The organism is Desulfobacula sp., assembly GCF_030611305.1.
Taxonomy (GTDB): Bacteria; Desulfobacterota; Desulfobacteria; order Desulfobacterales; family Desulfobacteraceae; genus Desulfobacula.
Map to the genome: position 1 here is coordinate 1 of NZ_JAUWQB010000013.1, position 18163 is coordinate 18163.

Genomic DNA, 18163 nt, shown 5'->3' on the forward strand with positions numbered 1-18163 from the left:
GGGTGAAAGCCGATGAAGAATCATGTGATTGACAAATTGGGTTCTAAGATCATGGCCCATTGTAATACCTCCTTGATAAAAATTAATAAAACCGGCCGATGATTAAGCCGCAGGAAGTATTGTAGATTTATTTTGAAAAAAAGAAAATGTTGATTGAATTTTAGCAGTTGGGACGCACACTTCCGCGAAGCGGTTCAGTTCATAAACAAAGTGGCTACTCTTGGGCTGTTCTCAATTCCCCTTGTTTTCGAAATATTTTTAGCAAACAATTTAAACTAATTCTGGAAATGGTCTAAAAACCCTAGTATGCTCTAATTTATTATTTTCAAAATTCAATTATTTCCTTGACAGAAAGTTTTAGGTAATTATACTAATTTAGACTATAAAACGATTTTAGTTCAAAAACTTAATAAGGGGATAAAATTATGAAACCTGAAAAAGTTATATCTATTCTGGATACTGCAAAAAAAATGTTTGGACGCTATGGTCTCAGAAAGACAAGTATAGACGAGGTTGCTCGGATGGCGCGTGTAGCCAAGGGTACGATATACAACTACTTTGGCAGCAAAGACCAGGTTTACCTCGAAGTCCTTCGCCGGGAAACTAATGATATCATGAATAAGGTTTCATCTTCGGTGGCTCAGGAAGTTTCACCAAAGGATAAGCTTTCCGCATTTGCGCGTGCCAAGTTTAAATATATGCGGCAGGCAATAAATATTCTTAATCTTGACCGGGAAGGGATAGAGAACCTCTTACCCAGTGCTGAAAGCATCCGCAGTGATTTTATTGAGCGTGAAGTGAATTTAATCCATTCAATTTTAAAGGAAGGTATGGAAAAGGGTATGTTTCGCATTAATGATACTTTTTTGGCAGCAAGGGGTATTGCTTATGCCTTGAGGGGGTTTGAGCTTAACTGGCTGGTGCAGGAAAGCCAGGAAAAGATTGAGTATTATCTGGATGAATTAATGAATATTATTTTTTTCGGTATGGTGTGCAAAGAAAAACATTAAAGCAGCAGCAAGCGGATTTGTTTTTGTGAATTTTTTAACTATCAATATAGGTTCGTAAAATGGAAATAAGTATTTTGTATATATTCTTTTCTTTTTGCCTCTTTTCTATAATGGGATGGATTCTGGAAGTTTCTTACAGGTCTCTGTGTGCAGGGCGGTTTGTCAATCCCGGTTTTTTGAAGGGGCCATTCCTTGTTTTGTATGGAACGGGTTCTCTGATGCTTATGGGTTGTATCTTTCTTTTTAATCTTTATGATGTTAATTTTATTATTAAAATTTTCACCTATTTTATCGCTATAACAGGTCTGGAACTGATTTGCGGGTTAACAGGCACTGGTTTGTTTAACATCAGGCTGTGGGACTATTCAGATCAGTTCCTCCATTACAAGGGGCATGTCTGCCTGAAATTTTCCATTTACTGGGTTTTTCTGGCGTTTGGCTTTGAATATTTCTTCTTAGCATCCTATCAAAACATTTTTAATTCTATTTCACCGGTGTTCAAAAACCTATCCACAGCTGTGTTAATTTCAATAATAACCATTGATTTTATTGGGGCGCTTCTTACGAATATTATATCTTCCAAATCACTGGAAGAGAAAGAAATAATTGAACTTGAGTTTATTAACCTATCAAGGCCGCTGCTTGAAAATCCGCAACTAAAAGCCCTTTCTCAATGTAACCATCATAGGGGTAAGACAAGACTGGAACATGTAAAGGAAGTTGCATATCTAAGTTTTCAGTGGAGCAGGAAATTGTCTCTGGACTCTAATGCAATTGTTCGAGGGGCTTTGCTTCACGACCTTTTTTATTATGACTGGCAGCATGAAGGACCAAGGTTTCATGGCTTCAGGCACCATAATATCGCTTTGAAAAATGCACACAAATTAACAGACCTTTCTAAAAAAGAAGAGGATATTATTAAAAAACACATGTGGCCTCTCACCGTTGTCCCTCCGGTTTACATGGAATCTCTTATCGTTTCAGTAATAGATACGTTTTGCTCTGCAAGGGATTATATCAATTTTAAAGGACACAAAAAAACACGTAAACCGATTACAGCTTTGGACAGTTCAGGATTGGGAGAATAACTGTTATGACAAAGGATATGACAGATTTCTGCTTAACTGGAATTGATATAGGCTCTACAACAGCAAAGGTTGTTATATACGATGGAAACGGCAGCATGATTTTTTCCCGTTACTGCCGCCATAATGCCAGGACCGTAGAAACTATACGTCAGATATTTAAAGAAGCCCAGCAAGAGTTAGGTGATATCAAACTTGATCTGGCAGTAACCGGATCAGCTGGGATGGGTGCTGCCGAGATTTTTGGACTGCCCTTTGTTCAAGAGGTAGTGGCTTCTGCCTGCTTTATAAAAAAATATTATCCAAACGTCAGGACATTTGTTGAGATAGGCGGTGAGGACTCCAAAATAATATTTTTTGATACTCAATTTAGGCCGGATATCAGGATGAACGGGAGTTGTGCCGGAGGCACAGGGGCTTTTATTGATCAGATGGCAGCCCTTTTGAATGTTGATGTCATGGAACTTAATACTTTGGCAAAAAAGGCGGAAAATATCTATCCCATTGCATCCCGGTGCGGGGTCTTTGCCAAGACCGATATCCAGGATTTACTCAGCCGCCATGTCTCCAAAGAAGATATTGCAGCTTCCGTATTTCATTCAGTTGCCCTGCAGGTGATTACAGCTTTGTCCCATGGCCGTGATATAGATCCGAAAATACTAATCGGCGGCGGGCCGCTTACTTTTTATCCTGAACTGCGTAAAGCTTTTAAAAACGTTCTTAAAATAGATAATCCGGGTGATTTAATTATTCCCGACCGTCCGGAACTTATTCCTGCCATGGGGGCCGCCATAAACAGGGAGAGCAGTCTTTACCAGGCCAGAATCAGTGAAGTTTTGAAGGTGTCTAAAAAAGGGTCGAACCAGAAAATAAACAATTCTATCAACTTCGTTCCAGAATCAACTTCAACTGTAAAAAGACTCCCCCCCCTGTTTAAAAATAAAATTGAGGTTGAATTATGGCAGGAAAGACACAACAAAACCTGTGTATCCAGAATAAATATAGAAGAGACAAGAGACAAAAAACTTTTTTTAGGCATAGATTCCGGTTCTACGACCACAAAAATTGTGGTTACTGACGAACAGGGACGTTTTGTAATTGGTCATTACGGGGCTAACAATGGCAACCCTATACAAGCTGTCAAAGAAGGACTGTCTTATCTTAAAGGAAAATTTTTAAAGCTTGGATTTTTACCTCATATCGTTCGAACTGTAGCGACAGGATATGGAGAAGGCCTTATCAAGTCCGCTTTCGGGCTAAATGATGGCGTTGTTGAGACAATGGCGCATTACCAGGCAGCCAAGCGCTTTGACCCGGATGTTTCATTTATTCTGGATATCGGCGGACAGGATATGAAAGCTATTTTTATCCGTGACCATGCAATTTCCGATATCCAGGTTAATGAGGCCTGCTCATCAGGATGTGGCTCCTTTATAGAGACTTTTGCCCATTCTCTCGGGCACACAACCTCTGATTTTGCCACAATCGCATGCGAAAAAAACGCACCATTTGATCTTGGAACCCGTTGCACGGTTTTCATGAATTCCAGGGTCAAGCAGGCACTTCGAGAAAATGCAAGTGTTTCAGATATTTCAGCAGGGCTTGCTTATTCTGTGATCAAAAATGCACTTTATAAAGTTCTCAAACTGAAAAATACTGCTGAACTAGGGAATAAAATCGTTGTTCAGGGGGGGACATTTCGCAATCAGGCTGTGCTGCGGGCATTGGAACTTCTGCTTGACAAAAAAGTCGTTCGGTCTGATATCTCCGAGCTGATGGGAGCATATGGCTCAGCATTGACGGCCATTAATAATCATCGCCTGAAACCGAACGAATCAATAGTATTTAATGGTATTGAAAATCCGGATACAGGGACCCAATTTTCAAAAAAGGAAATCCGCTGCAATGGATGCGAAAACCAGTGTGCTGTATTAAAACTTATCTTTTCCAATGGAAATCATTTTTTTACCGGGAATCGGTGTGAAAAGTATTTTAGCAATAATGCCAAGATAAACCACAGGGGTGAAAATCTGATAACAGAGCAAACAGGGCTTCTTTTTGACCGCAATATGAAACCTGAAGGCGATCCGATCCTCACATACGGCATCCCCCGCTGTCTGAATATGTATGAGAATTTTCCCTTTTGGAACACATTTCTAACATTTTGTGGATTTAAAGTTGTTCTTTCCTCGCCTTCTAATTTTAAGCTGTACGAAAAAGGAGCACCAAGCGTGATGTCCGAAAACATCTGCTTTCCGGCAAAGCTTGCCCACGGACATATTGTTGATCTCATAGAAAAAAAAGTGGGCAGGATTTTTTACCCCACTGTGGTTTATGAGCAAGAAGAATATTCCGACGCTTTAAACAGCTTTAATTGTCCGGTTGTCACCGGGTATCCCGATCTTTTAAAGAGTGCCGTTAATCCCAATGGGAAATATAATATTCCCCTTGATAATCCTCCCATCAGCTTTAAAAACAGTCAGCTCCTAAAAAAACAGCTTTATCATTTTTTTAAACAATTCAGCGTAAATTTCAAGACCGTGTCAAAGGGAGTGGAACAAGGGTTTGCAGATCAAAAAGCGTTCAAAAAACAACTTAAAGCCAGGGCAAAAACCTTGATAAACAAGGCAAAAAAAGAAGGGCGGATGGTTATTGTCCTGGCCGGCCGACCTTACCATATAGATCCTTTAATCAACCACGGCATTGGAGATTTTCTCACAGAACTTGGGGTGGATGTTATCAGCGAAAATGCAGTCCCCCATGGCATTAGCCAGGCCCTTGGCGACGTCAGTGTTCTTACTCAATGGGGCTATGTCAACAGACTGTATGGCGCTGCAGAATGGGTTGCCAAAAACCGAAATGTCCAGCTGGTTCAACTGACCTCTTTTGGGTGCGGCCCCGATGCCGTATCAGCAGATGAGGTCAGGGAAATTATCAGGGGCAGCGGGAAGGTTTACACTTTAATAAAAATGGATGAAATTGCCAATCTGGGTGCAGTTAAGATAAGGCTGCGTTCTATGCTGGAAGCAATTAAAGAGAATATAACCAGGTCACACACGGACCAGGGAAATGGAAAAAAAGCAAACAGAATTTTTATGCAGAAAGACAGAGGAAGAACCCTTATTGCACCCTATTTTTCTCCTTTTTATTCTTCACTGATCCCGGCTGCATTCAGGCCTCTTGGTTACCGTGTGGATATACTCCCGCCCCAGGACAGGGCCTCGGTGGAATTAGGCCTTAAGGCTGTAAACAACGATATGTGCTATCCAACCATACTTGTTGCAGGCGACATAATTAAAGCCTTTAAATCAGGCAGATATGATCCGTGCAAGACAGGGGTAATCCTGACCCAGACAGGAGGTCAGTGCAGGGCATCCTCTTATGTTTCCCTTATCAAAAAAGGGTTGGCTGATGCAGATCTGGCCGATGTTCCGGTAATTAGCATATCTGCCGGGGAGATAAATCACCAGCCCGGATTTGTCATCAATGAAAAAGAGCTTGTGAAAAGACTGGGCCTTGGCGTTATTTTTGCCGATCCCCTGGCCCGGATGTATCTTTCTACTATTGTCCGGGAAGAGATTCCGGGAACCTCAGCAGCTTTGCATGCCAAATATTTATCCAGGATGGAACCGGGTATTGAAAAAGCCGATTATCATTATCTGTTAAATCTTCTTAAAAGGGCCGTGGACGATTTCAATAGAGTCAGGATTAAAAATAAGCCTGTTCCCAAAATTGGAATCGTAGGTGAGATATTTGTTAAATATAACTTTTTTTCAAATGGAAATATTATTGAGTGGCTTTCAGATCAGGGAGTAGAAGTGGTTCTCCCGTCTTTGCAAAGTTTTTTTGCCCAGAGGTTTGTCAATGAATCATTCAACCAGAAAGCATTTTTTAAATTTTCTCCTGCGGACAATATCAAAACCAGACTACTGGAAATTTATGCAAATTATCATTTGTTTCGTATTGACAGGGTTATGCAGGACTTTCGTTTTTACCGAAAGCACCATAGTTTAAAAAATCTGGCTGAAAACACAAGTGAAGTGGTCAGCCTGGCTAACCAGTTCGGTGAAGGATGGCTGTTAACAGCCGAAATGATCGCCATGCTTAATGAAAGGATCGGCAACATAGTCTGTCTTCAGCCATTTGGCTGTATTGCCAACCATATCACCGGCAGGGGTGTTGAAAAAAAATTGAAGGTCATGTTCCCTTATTTGCATTTGCTTTCCCTTGATATGGATGCCGGGGTCAGTGAGGTTAATGTTTTAAACAGACTGCATTTTATGGTTGACGGAGCCAAAGAAGAGATGGCTCATGGGACAAAGACGATGCCCCAGCCGGAACCGGCCGGACAGTTCGCAATCCCCCATTTCCTGCCCGGTGATTTAAATAGTTTGACAAATTATATACCGCTGGAAGTTGAAAAATGGAAATCCTGGGTGTCTGGACTGGAACTGAGAAAAAAAGCGGGCAGTTTTATTCACAGGTAATAGCAATGTTACCATTAATTTTTAGTTATAGGAGACACAAATCATGTCAAAAAATCAGATAAAAAATCGTATTGTAGAGGAGTTAAGGAAGGCTAAAGAGGCAGGGCAAATTACCACTAAGATGGTGCATGAAATTTTAGAGGAGGCCGTGTCCGATGTTATGGGCGAAAGCAAAGAAGGTGTTGCCCAGCTACGCTTAGTCGTCAAAGATGCTGTGGATGCTGCCATGACAGGTCTTAAGGAGACCGGAGCAGGTACAAAAGAATTCGTGGAAGGAGCTGTAGAAGGAGCTATTGCCGGTGCTCGAAGCCATGGAGAACAGACTGTTGAGGCCACTTGGCAGGAAGTCTGGCAACTGGAAACACGACTTGCAGAAGAAAGGGCTCAGCTGGCTAAAGATTTGAGAGAAGGCCTGGAAGGCGCCAAAGATGCCGGTGAGACCTTATCCGAAGATGTTAAAAAATGGGTAGGCTCTGCTGTGGTTGATGTAAAACTGAAAAGCACTCAGCTTCTAGGATTAACAAAACAGACTGTTAAAGAAGCGGTTAAAGAGGCTATTGAGTCTGGCCAAGATGTGAAAGAAACCGTGACCCAGATTGCCAGCGATGCCACCGAAAAAGCTCTGGAAGAAGGCCGATTCACAGCGGACAGGGTGGAGATAATCGCTGAGAAAGTATTGTCCGGGGCTGTGGAGGCTGCCGAGGAGGCCGGTAAAGAGACTAAAAAAGTTGTTCATGGCGCTTTTGAGGGAACTCAAAAGGGAATTATTTCAGCAATAGAATCTGTTGAAGACAGGACAAAGGAATTTGCCCATAAGGATCTTGCCCGGACAAAGGAAGAGCTTGAAGTGATTGAAGAGCTTTTTCTGGAAACAACCCGAAAAATTGCAATACGTTCCGGAGAGGTGGCAAAAGATGTATTAACCGATCTTACCGACCAGGCACAGAAAACGACCTCTGCCTTAAGACAAAAAGCTCACAATGCTGCTGAAAAAACCGCTGACAAAGTGGCTGGTAAGTTGAAAGAGGCCGGTAAAGATGCGGTTAAAGCAACCGCAAAAGCGGCACATGCCGTGGCTGGTGAAGCCAAAGAACTTGGGAAAAAATCTGTATATGTTGCAAAGGGGGCGGTTTCCGGAATGTGGAAAGGAGCAAAGGATGCTTTAACGAAAGAAAAAAAGGATCAGTAAATGCTTAAAATAAGGGTTTACCATTATATAAGAATTGAGGGGAAAATAGATTTTCAATGATATGTGGTTGAAACAAATTGTATTCAAATCTCTGGTATTACTGCTGTTGCCAATGAGCATTACACTTGCCTTGGGTCCAGGGTCATGTGAAGCTGTAGAAGATGAGGGAACATTTAGTTTTTATTTTGAAAATGACTTGTTTGCGGACACTGACTATGGCTATACCAACGGTGTCAAATTGTCCTGGATTTCACCCGATTTGACCGGTTATGCGAGAAGCGACAGCCTGCCTGACTGGAGCTTGCCGGTTATACGCAGGCTGCCTTTTATAAATGAGCAGGGGTTGCAGCGAAATGTTGGCCTTTCCATCGGACAAAACATGTATACACCAGGGGATATTTCTATCGATGATCTGATTGAAGATGACCGCCCATACGCGGGGTGGACCTATTTCGGCATCGGCTTGCACAGCAAAAATGAGCGTCGGTTAGATTCGATGGAGATCCAGCTCGGTATAGTAGGCCCTTATTCCTTTGCCGAACACACACAAAAACTGGTCCATAAATTAAGAGGTTGTCAAACCCCCAACGGCTGGGACAATCAAATCAAGAACGAGCCCGGTCTTGCTGTCGTATATGAGCGGAAATGGCGATCTTTTTACAGCAGGGGTGGTGGTTTGGGTTTGGATCTCATCCCCCGTCTGGGTGGTGCATTGGGTAATGTTTACACCTATGCCAACGCAGGAATTGAAGCCCGTATTGGATGGAATATACCCAGGGATTTCGGAACATCTCTTATTCGGCCGGCAGGTGATTCCAACGCTCCTTTGAATACCCGGGACCCGCGTCTGTCCGGTAGTCAAGATTTCAGTCTCTATGTTTTTACCATGGTAGACGGGCGTGCCGTACTACGCAACATTTTTTTAGATGGAAACACTTTTACAGACAGCCACAATGTCGATAAAAAATATTTTGTGGGTGATGTCGGACTGGGAGTCGGACTGATAATTGATCGTTTTAAGCTTTGCTACACTCACGTTTTACAAACAAAAGAATTCAAAGGACAGGAAGATAACCAGACCTTTGGTTCCATCACATTAGCCTTTACTTACTGAGCCGAATCTTAGAATGGGTTATTAATGAAATAAAGTTGTTGGATAGCAACAATGTAAACTTTTCAACCAACACAAGGAGTATTAGTTAAATGAAAAATTTTAAACAGGTATCTGTCATAATACTGATGCTGTGTTTAGGGATTGCAATGAATCCGGGTGCAAAACCTGTTTTTGCTCAAAACCGTAATGGCGGTGCTTTTGATTTTGCGAGCCGGTCAAACACCGTTTTCGGTCTTGGCAGCAGAATATCCCATGAAGGCATTGAGATGCTTTTACCCTTCAGGCAAAACGGAAAACTTCGCCTGGCCTTAATAGATTGCATTGATATTGCATTGGAAAGAAATCTGGATATTCATCTTATTGAGGAAAGCCTGGCCCAGGCTGATGCCGATATCACCCGAGCTTGGTCAGCCATGCTCCCTTTTATGGGTGCTGAGGCAAATTATACAAAGCTTGACGAAGAATTGGCCTTTGGGCTGGGTCCTGTCTCCATGACATTCATGGACAGGGATATTTATAAGGCCGGTATTGTACTCCGGCAGCCTGTTTTTACAGGCGGCAGGCTTAATGCAGGCCGCAAGGCGGCCAGGTACGCCAGGGATGCCCGCATTGAGGATAAAAAAAGTATTGAAGAAGAAATTGTCTTTCAGGTCACCAGAGTTTATCGAACCGCACAGGTGGCCGAAGCATTTCATAATGTTGCTGTTGAGGCGGTTAATCTCCTTGAGCAACATGAGCATGATGTTTTCATTCTGGTTCGTGAGGGTGTTAATCCGGAGGTAGATCTGCTTCGGACAAAAACTGATCTTGCCAATGCGAAAAAAAATCTCAATGCTTCTGCCAATGCTTTTGATATTGCATTGTCCGGGTTGAAAAATCTTATGGTTATCGATTTGGAAGAGCCTATTTTTTTAACTCAGAGGCTTGGTCACCCTCCCAAACCAGCAGGCGATCTTTCTAAGTTTACCAGTCGGGCAATTAAAGAACGATCGGAACTTTCGTCTTTAAAATATCAGATCAGCGTGGCTGAACAGGGATTAATAGCTGCCAAGGGGAAATATCTCCCAACGATTGCTCTGGAAGGCCGCTATGACTACATTAAAGGTGACATTCGTGAGATGGATGGAGATTACCACTGGACCTTTGGTATAGGGGCTGAAGTTCCTCTCTGGAACTGGGGAAAAACCAGAGCGGATATTATTAAAGCCCGATCCGGTGTTAATCAGATAAAAATTAAGTATAAAAAGATTGAAGAACAAATTTGTCTTGAGGTGCGTAAGGCTTTTCTGAACCTTGAAAATGCGGAAAAAAATATTACCGCATCAGAAGCTGCCCTGAAAACATCCGGTGAAGCTTACCGCATGGAAAAGGCTCGTTACCAGGCCGGGGAAGGAACCAATACGAATGTTCTGAATGCCCAGACAGCTCTCAGCCGTGCCGAGGCAAATAATGCCCAGGCTCTTTTTGAGTACAATGTGGCCTTGGCAGCGCTTGATAGGGCAACTGGAGTTAATATAAAAAAAAATGATTTAAAGCAAAAGGAGCAGACTAAATGAAACGAATCATTTTGTATATTTTTGTTGCTGCAATTGTGGCGGGTGCGGTATTTTTTATCCTTCAACTTACATACAAGAGTGAAAACAATATAAAAGTGAGTGAAACTGTTATACCGGTGAAGGTTGAGTACGCAGCCCTTCATGAATTTCAAGATACCTCCAATGCTGTGGGTACGCTCAGAGCGAGAGAGGTCAATCCTCTGAGTCCAAAGGTTGCCGGGAACGTAGATGACGTTTTGGTGGATATTGGCGACAGGGTCAAGGCAGGACAGGTCGTTATTGTGCTGGACCGCACCAGCTTTCAATTGGGTGTTAATCAGGCAAAGGCAGCATGTCAGTCCGCAAAGGCGGCTATAGCACAGGCAAGGTCACAATTTGACCAGGCCCAAAAAGAATACCATCGCGCCACCAGGCTTTTGGCTGGAAAAGTCATCCCCCAGAGCCGCTTCGATGCCACGGAAGCAGCATATAACACAGCCATGGAGGCGATGGCTGTGACAAAGGGAAACTACAATCAATCTTTGGCTGTTCTTGAAACAGCCCGGGAGCATTTAAAAAACGCTCAGATTCGATCTTCCATTACCGGAATCGTTGTGGATAGAAATGTAGAAGTGGGTCAATCAGTGGCCCCGGGTGTTCAGGTTCTTAAAATCATTGATCAAACTGCAATAAAAGTGGATGTTGAACTCCCGGAAAAAGACTTTGGGCGTATTAATATTGATGATCAGGCAGTGGTATCGGTGGATGCTTACCAGGGACAGGATTTTCCCGGAAAAGTAACGATGATCAATCCAATGGTTGACCCAAGGGTGCGAACCTTTCGGGTCAGGATTGAAATATCCAACCCTTCCGGCAGGCTGGTGGATGGAATGTTCGCCAGGGTGAAACTTTTGACCGGGCGACGCACAGCTTTGGCTGTTTCCCGTGATAGTCTTCACCGGCTGCCGGGGAGCGGTACCTTTTATGTGTTTATTGTACAAGGGGACAAGATAAAAAAACAATCCATAAAGATAAAAAAAATGGGTGATAAATATGCAGAGGTGCTGGAAGGTCTGGTCAAAGGTGAAAAAATCGTCGCAAGCGGCGCCGGACGACTACGTTCGGGGATAAGAGTAACTGTTCCCGCTGAAACAGCCGGTGAAATAAAAAATACACAGAAGGAGAAATAACAGTGAATCTTTCTGAAATGGCAGTAAAACGACCGGTTACAATAATAATGATTTTTGCCGCGCTTGTCATGATTGGAACGGTTGCATTTTTCAAGCTTAACCTGGATCTGCTGCCTGATATCGAACCCCCTGCAGTGAGTGTTATTACCCCATATCCCGGGGCTTCTGCTGTAGACGTAGAGTCTGAAGTCACCAAGTATCTTGAAGACCAGCTTTCCACAACACCCGATCTGGACCGGCTGGAATCAAAATCCAAGGATAATATATCCATTGTCACTTGTATATTCGATTGGGGCACAGACCTGGATGTGGCGGTCAACGATATCCGGGAAAAGATTGATCTGGCAAAGTCGGATATTGCAGACGGTGCCAAAGAACCCTTTATTTTCAAGTTCAGCAGCTCCATGGTTCCGGTGATGGTTCTGACTGTTACAGCCAAGGAGAGCAGCCCGGATCTTTACCGGATCGTGGACAAAATGGTTGCCGATCCTATAAAGCGTATCTCAGGTGTGGGAGCGATTCTCTTTATTGGCGGACAGGAGAGACAGATAAACGTCCATTTTGATCGTGAGAGCCTTGAGGCCTACCACATTTCCGTCCAGCAAATCCGAAAGGTGCTTGCCACTGAAAATCTTAACCTTCCCGCCGGCACTGTTAAGGTGGGGCAAAAAGAACTTCAGATCAGGGTGGCGGGCCGTTTCAAAGATGCCATGGAAATTGCAGACATTGTCATCGGCAGCCACAACGATACGCTTGTACGTCTCAGGGATGTGGCCGATGTCAGTGATGCTTTTGAAGAGTCCCAGGAATGGGCATGGTCAGGCAATCTTCCCGGGATTGCAGTGATTATTCAAAAACAGTCCGGTGCCAATACAGTAAAAGTCATCAACCACATTAAAGACAAATTAAAAACATTGGAAGACAGCCTTCCCGCAGATATCCAGGTTCATACCATCATAGACAACTCTTACCACATTAAGAATATGATTCAAAACCTGGCTGAAGCCGCCATTGTCGGGGGCATACTTGTTGTCATCATTTGTTTCCTTTTTCTTCGCAGGTTTCGATCCAGCCTGATAGTGACCATGTCGATCCCTTTATCCATTATCGCTTCCTTTCTCGGGCTCTATTTCATGGGATATACTTTTAATGTCATTTCTCTTTTGAGCCTTGCCATCGCCATGGGTATGGTAGTGGATGATGCCATTGTGGTGCTTGAAAATATAATCCGGCATATTGACGGGGGAGAAGATCCAAAAACAGCTGCCATTACAGGGGCCTCCGAGGTAGGCTTGGCAGTGGCAGCATCGGCCTTGAGCATTGTGGCTGTTTTTATTCCGCTCCTTTTTGTCAAGGGGATCGCGGGGATACTCTTTACTCAGCTAGCCTTTATCATGATTATCGCCATGTTAACCTCCTATTTAGTATCTATAACCTTGACGCCAATGGCCTGTTCCCGATTGATTCGTCCTTTAAGCGAAAGAAAAACAAACAAGGTGTTTGAATGGAGTGAACGGATATTTACTAATATTGAAGCAGGATACTCCCGGCTTATCGAACGTGTGTTGAAGCACCGTTTGATATCACTTGGCCTGATATGCCTTGTATTTTTTGGAAGCCTGACTTTGATTCCTGTTGTGGGGACCGAATTTTTCCCGGAAGTTGATTCAGGTGAAGTGGAAGTGGTACTTGAAATGGCTGAAGGAACCCGTGGTGAAGTCACAGCTGAGACAACGGAGCAGATGCTCAATGCAGTCAATGCAATTCCTGAGATGGAAGCTTCTTATGCTGTTGCAGGACAGACAAAAAAAGGCTTTTTAACAGCACTTGGTTTTGATGAAGGAACAAATATCGGACGTATCGGCGGACGTCTTACTGACAAGGAAGAGCGCAACCGCGACGCAAAAACGATAGCTGATACACTTCGTAGACGGGTCATGGAACTGCCGGGTGTTTCAAAATTTTCAGCCAGTGCCGTCAGCTCAATTCAAAAGGCTTTTCTGGGCGGCGGGCAGGCCATCAGCATAGAAGTACTAGGCCACAACATTGAAGAGACCAACACAATAGCTGAACAAATTCGCCTGATAACGGAAAGTGTGCCTGGAACGGTGGATATTTCAGTGAGCAGAAAATTATTACGCCCGGAAATTCGTGTCCGGCTTGACCGGGATAAGGCGGCCTCATTAGGGTTGAATGTTGCTATTGTTGCTGATGCTCTCAGAACCAACTACTATGGATTTGACAGCACAAAATTAAGAGCGTCGGGAGATGATTTTGATATCGAACTGCGTTTGAAGAAGGACGAGCGGCAGAGCATTCTTCAGATCGGAGAGACCCCCATAACGACCATGAAAGGACAGATTGTCAAGCTTCGCAATGTAGCAGCCATCGAAGAAGCATTTGGACCCGTGGAGATTGATAGAAAGAATCGTATCAGGATCACCCACGTCCGGGCAGGTGTTCAAGGTAGAGTTTTGGGAGATGTTGTGCGTGATATTCGAGAAAAAATGTCAACTCTTGAGCTGCCCCCCGGTATTTCCATCGAATGGGGAGGGGAGGTGGAAGAGCAGAGAAAGGCCTTCAATGATCTGATGCTCCTTTTAGTACTTGGTGTAGCTCTTGTTTATATGATTATGGCCGGGCAGTTTGAGGATTTTAAAGATCCCTTTATCATCATGTTTTCTGTTCCCTTTGCCTTTGTAGGGGTGATCTGGGCTTTTGTGCTTACTGGAACCGCACTTAATGTGATAACCTTTATAGGTATCATCATGCTCATGGGAATCGTGGTAAAGAATGCTATAGTATTTGTGGATTACACCAGACAGTTGAAGGCCCGGGGAATGAGTCTTCATGATGCTATTGTTACCGGAGGCAAAACACGTCTTCGTCCTGTGCTTATGACCAGTCTTACCACCATTTTCGGCATGCTTCCCCTGGCACTTTCCCGGGGAGAGGGAGCGGAAATCTGGAATGCCCTGGGAATTACAGTGATCGGGGGGCTGCTGGTCAGTGGCCTTGTAACACTGGTTCTTATCCCGATCGTTTATTATATAGTTCATAAACCTCGATCTAAAGCAAAGATAAAAAAAATTAATAGTAAACAAAGTGTTTGAAATAAAGAAAATAATATTCAATATTAACATAAGACAATGGATATTCTTTAATATCGGAAGGTTGTAAATAATAACCATGATAAATATTTTCCATAAAAAAAAGAAGATTCCTTCCAAAAAAGTGGGTTTGGCCCTGGGTAGCGGGTCTGCCCGTGGTTGGTCTCACATTGGAGTGATTCGAGCCCTGACCGAAGCCGGTGTTAGGGTGGACTACGTTGCCGGCACCAGTATCGGCGCACTGGTGGGAGCTGTCTATGCATCCGGTAAAATTGATGCTTTAGAAGAGGTGGTCCTGCAGCTTGACTGGAAGAAAATCGCTTATTTGTTTGATGTTGTCTTTCCGAAATCGGGTCTTATTGATGGAAAAAAAGTTTCCGGTTTTATTCAAAACCATGTGAAGGGAATAAACATCGAAGACCTTTCCCTACCTTTTTGTGCGGTGTCTACAGATCTGACCACTGGCAACGAGGTAGCGATAAAAGACGGGAATATTATCGAAGCGGTCAGGGCCAGTATTTCAATACCCGGAATATTTACACCGGTTAAAAAAAATGGTACATTTATTGTTGACGGCGGGCTGGTCAACCCGGTCCCTGTAAGTGTGGTGAGGGAGATGGGTGCTGATTTTGTAATAGCGGTTGACCTTAACCATAATAGTATTGAAAATACAGGATCAGGCAAGATCACTGATATAGATTCGAATAAAAAGTTTTTGAAGAAAAAAAATCGACTGGGTCAGGGGGAAAATAAAGTCGTAGACGCTTTGAATAAAAGGATTAAAGCAGTTGATTTCCCTGCCTTAACCCATGTAAAAGAGTGGATGAACAAAGAACCTATGCCGAGTATTTTTGAAGTGCTAACTTCTTCGATAAATATCATGGAAGAACAGATTACTGCCATAAAGCTAAAAACCGATCCACCGGACATTCTTATTCAACCCAATCTGGGACACCTTAAGTTTCTTGAATTCAACCGGGCCAAAGAAGCGATTGACGAAGGATATAAAGTGAGCCGGGATAAAATAAAAAATTTTTAACAAAAGGAGGATGGTTTGGCATTATTTAAAATTGGTGGTATCGGGCGTACATATCGCCATATACAGCGATATCGGCATATTATAACCATACTTTTCAAATATGGTTTCGGAGATGTAATCGATAAATTAAAAATTGAACAATACCTGGAAATCGGGTGGCAAATGGTCTCACGCAAACGCCGGGAAAAGATTGAGTCGCTTTCCCGGGCGGTAAGGGTGCGGATGGCTTTGGAGGATCTGGGGCCTACATTTATCAAGATGGGTCAGATTCTTTCCACACGACCCGACCTTCTGCCCGCAGAATTTATCCGGGAACTGCCCAAACTTCAGGATGAAGTGCACCCGTTTTCCCTTTCCGAAATAAAAGATATTATAGTAAAGGAGTTGCATAAGCCCGTTGAGCAGATATTCTCGCATTTTGAAGAACAGCCCCTGGCTGCAGCTTCCATAGGTCAGGTTCACAAAGCCAGAACATTTGACGGACAGGATGTGGTAGTGAAGGTTCAGCGGCCTGGTATTCAGAGCACTATTCAGGTGGATCTGGAAATCATGCTCCATCTTGCCGGTTTGATGGAAAAGCATCTGGAGGGCTGGGACATTCAGCAGCCTAGTAAGATTGTGGAGGAATTTGCACAAACCCTGGAAAAAGAACTTGATTACAGTCTGGAAGCGGCTTATATGGAGCGTTTTGCCAGGCAGTTTGAAAAAGAACCAACAGTTCACGTTCCAAGCATTTTCCATGAAGCTTCAACCACCCGGGTATTGACTATGGAATGTATTACCGGTGTAAAAATTTCTGACATCGAACAACTGGAGCAAAAAAGTCTTGATCGCTCAAAGATTGCCCGCCGGGGATTTGATCTGATCATGAAGCAAATATTTGAACATGGTTTCTTCCATGCAGACCCGCATCCCGGCAACATTTTTGTGCTTCCCGATAATATCCTCTGCTATATTGATTTTGGCATGATGGGCCGCATTGATTTAAAGACCAGGGAAGATTTTGCAGATCTGATAATGAATATTTCCCAGCGAAATGAAGTAAAAACCACTGATGCTCTCCTTAAACTGCTGGTCTCGGAGGATGCACCTGACTACCACTCCCTGGCCGGGGATGTGGCCGACTTTATGGATCAGCACTGTTATCGTCCGCTCAAGGAAGTTGAGCTGGGGAAATTGCTGAACCAGCTTCTCGAAATAACGGCAAGGCACCGCCTTAGCATACCTCCGGATCTTTTTCTGATGATCAAGGCTCTCAGCACGGTGGAAGGTATTGGCCGGGCACTGGATTCGGATTTTGATGTCATTGAACAGGCAGGTCCCTTTGTACGACAGATTCAGTTAAATCGCTTTAACCCGCGTCGGATTGCAAGTGGTATGGCAGATTCCGGTACCGACCTTTTTCAACTCTTAAAAGAGATCCCGGGAGAAGTTCGAGAAATTCTGGGAATGGTAAGAAAGGGAAAAGTAAAAATAGAATTTGAGCACAAGGGACTGGAACCCATGTATTCCGCCAATGACCGTATGAGCAACCGGCTTTCCTTTGCAATTGTATTGGCTTCCCTGGTCATTGGATCAGCACTTATCGTTCTTTCCGATATTCCCCCTAAGTGGCATGGAATGCCGGTTATCGGTCTTGCAGGCTTTCTGCTTGCCGGCATGATGGGTTTCTGGCTTCTTATATCAATTATGAGGCGCGGGAGGCTGTAAACTGATATAGCTGGAAAAAATATGATCTTTGGACAAAGTTGGTTTATATTAAAAAGTGGACCTCCGTTTCTTTGCGAACGGCATTTCTTGTAATCTCATTGCAGATCTTCCCGGCAACTGGTATTGGCACCTTCAAAAAAATCGATTTCCATCTCAAGATCTCGAAGGCATTTGCTTTGTTCATGCGAACATATCCTGGCCCACGCAATAACACTGATCCAGCCTACAGCAGCAAAGGAAAGGAAGACGGCAGTTCTTTCTTGAAAATGGCTTGTAATAGCCCATACTGCCAACAGACCTGCTAAAACTCCGGCAATCAGCCAGGCGAATAGATGGCAATTGCACGAATCTCGCTCCGGGACTGGAGGAGAGAACCAAATCTGCTTCCCGATCTCAGCCCGCTCAAATTGAGAATTATTAAGACCTGCTTCGATTATCCTATCCTTGAACTTGACAATGACAATTTTCTTTTCGGGTTGACCACCGAGAGGTTCCGTCATTTTTTTCTCGATCACTTCACCCTTGATCTTCAGGGAACAAAGAAGATCAGCGAGGCGGTTTTCCTGAAACTTGCAGATATTATTTCCCATCTTTATTCCTCCTCAATAAGAAACTGTTGGCACCTCTTTTTTGAGGGCATTCTTCCGACCCTCATACTATAAAATAAGGCGGTGTGATCAACGATATCCGGAGA

11 protein-coding genes are annotated in these 18163 nt (G+C 43.6%); 10 read left to right on the top strand and 1 reads right to left on the bottom strand.

From position 1 onward, the window contains the following. Nucleotides 1-425: 425 nt before the first annotated feature. The 10 genes from QAI40_RS03890 (at nucleotide 426) to QAI40_RS03935 (ending at nucleotide 17469) form a co-directional block, all read left to right on the top strand. Nucleotides 426-1010 (top strand): TetR/AcrR family transcriptional regulator, encoded by a 585-nt coding sequence (locus QAI40_RS03890; RefSeq protein ID WP_299983372.1) that lies wholly within the window; start codon nucleotides 426-428, stop codon nucleotides 1008-1010. A gap of 59 nt (nucleotides 1011-1069) precedes the next feature. Beyond that, nucleotides 1070-2098 carry a putative ABC transporter permease gene (locus QAI40_RS03895; protein ID WP_299983374.1) on the top strand — a complete coding sequence of 343 codons (1029 nt, stop codon included), beginning with the start codon at nucleotides 1070-1072 and terminating at the stop codon, nucleotides 2096-2098. Nucleotides 2099-2103: 5 nt separating this feature from the next. Next, nucleotides 2104-6582, top strand: coding sequence for an acyl-CoA dehydratase activase-related protein (locus QAI40_RS03900; RefSeq protein ID WP_299983376.1), 4479 nt, complete (start codon nucleotides 2104-2106; stop codon nucleotides 6580-6582). A 43-nt stretch (nucleotides 6583-6625) separates the two neighbouring features. After that, a complete protein-coding gene (locus QAI40_RS03905; protein ID WP_299983378.1) occupies nucleotides 6626-7771 on the top strand; it encodes a DUF6781 family protein in 1146 nt (381 codons plus the stop codon). Nucleotides 7772-7838: 67 nt separating this feature from the next. Further along, a complete protein-coding gene (locus QAI40_RS03910; RefSeq protein WP_299983380.1) occupies nucleotides 7839-8885 on the top strand; it encodes a lipid A deacylase LpxR family protein in 1047 nt (348 codons plus the stop codon). A gap of 89 nt (nucleotides 8886-8974) precedes the next feature. Further along, nucleotides 8975-10441 carry a TolC family protein gene (locus QAI40_RS03915; RefSeq protein ID WP_299983382.1) on the top strand — a complete coding sequence of 489 codons (1467 nt, stop codon included), beginning with the start codon at nucleotides 8975-8977 and terminating at the stop codon, nucleotides 10439-10441. After that, the gene (locus QAI40_RS03920; protein WP_299983384.1) at nucleotides 10438-11610 is read left to right on the top strand and encodes an efflux RND transporter periplasmic adaptor subunit; all 1173 of its coding nucleotides are present in this window, start codon (nucleotides 10438-10440) and stop codon (nucleotides 11608-11610) included. The genes QAI40_RS03915 and QAI40_RS03920 overlap by 4 nt, the downstream gene beginning before the upstream one ends. Before the next feature lie 2 nt (nucleotides 11611-11612). Continuing rightward, nucleotides 11613-14723 (top strand): efflux RND transporter permease subunit, encoded by a 3111-nt coding sequence (locus tag QAI40_RS03925; protein ID WP_304511456.1) that lies wholly within the window; start codon nucleotides 11613-11615, stop codon nucleotides 14721-14723. A 76-nt stretch (nucleotides 14724-14799) separates the two neighbouring features. Further along, nucleotides 14800-15759 carry a patatin-like phospholipase family protein gene (locus QAI40_RS03930; protein WP_299980000.1) on the top strand — a complete coding sequence of 320 codons (960 nt, stop codon included), beginning with the start codon at nucleotides 14800-14802 and terminating at the stop codon, nucleotides 15757-15759. A gap of 15 nt (nucleotides 15760-15774) precedes the next feature. Continuing rightward, complete coding sequence (locus tag QAI40_RS03935) at nucleotides 15775-17469, top strand: ABC1 kinase family protein (RefSeq protein ID WP_299979998.1); 1695 nt, start codon at nucleotides 15775-15777, stop codon at nucleotides 17467-17469. 95 nt (nucleotides 17470-17564) lie between these two features. Here the strand turns inward: QAI40_RS03935 and QAI40_RS03940 are convergent, their stop codons facing one another. Then, on the bottom strand, nucleotides 17565-18059 hold the full coding sequence (locus QAI40_RS03940; protein WP_299979996.1) for a hypothetical protein: 495 nt from the start codon (nucleotides 18057-18059) through the stop codon (nucleotides 17565-17567). Between the last annotated feature and the right edge of the window lie 104 nt (nucleotides 18060-18163).

Excerpts from the sequence above, each read along its gene's own strand:
- QAI40_RS03890 (WP_299983372.1), top strand. The coding sequence starts at position 426 with ATGAAACCTGAAAAAGTTATATCTATTCTGGATACTGCAAAAAAAATG.
- QAI40_RS03895 (WP_299983374.1), top strand. The coding sequence starts at position 1,070 with ATGGAAATAAGTATTTTGTATATATTCTTTTCTTTTTGCCTCTTTTCT.
- QAI40_RS03900 (WP_299983376.1), top strand. The coding sequence starts at position 2,104 with ATGACAAAGGATATGACAGATTTCTGCTTAACTGGAATTGATATAGGC.
- QAI40_RS03905 (WP_299983378.1), top strand. The coding sequence starts at position 6,626 with ATGTCAAAAAATCAGATAAAAAATCGTATTGTAGAGGAGTTAAGGAAG.
- QAI40_RS03915 (WP_299983382.1), top strand. The coding sequence starts at position 8,975 with ATGAAAAATTTTAAACAGGTATCTGTCATAATACTGATGCTGTGTTTA.
- QAI40_RS03920 (WP_299983384.1), top strand. The coding sequence starts at position 10,438 with ATGAAACGAATCATTTTGTATATTTTTGTTGCTGCAATTGTGGCGGGT.
- QAI40_RS03930 (WP_299980000.1), top strand. The coding sequence starts at position 14,800 with ATGATAAATATTTTCCATAAAAAAAAGAAGATTCCTTCCAAAAAAGTG.
- QAI40_RS03940 (WP_299979996.1), bottom strand. The coding sequence starts at position 18,059 with ATGGGAAATAATATCTGCAAGTTTCAGGAAAACCGCCTCGCTGATCTT.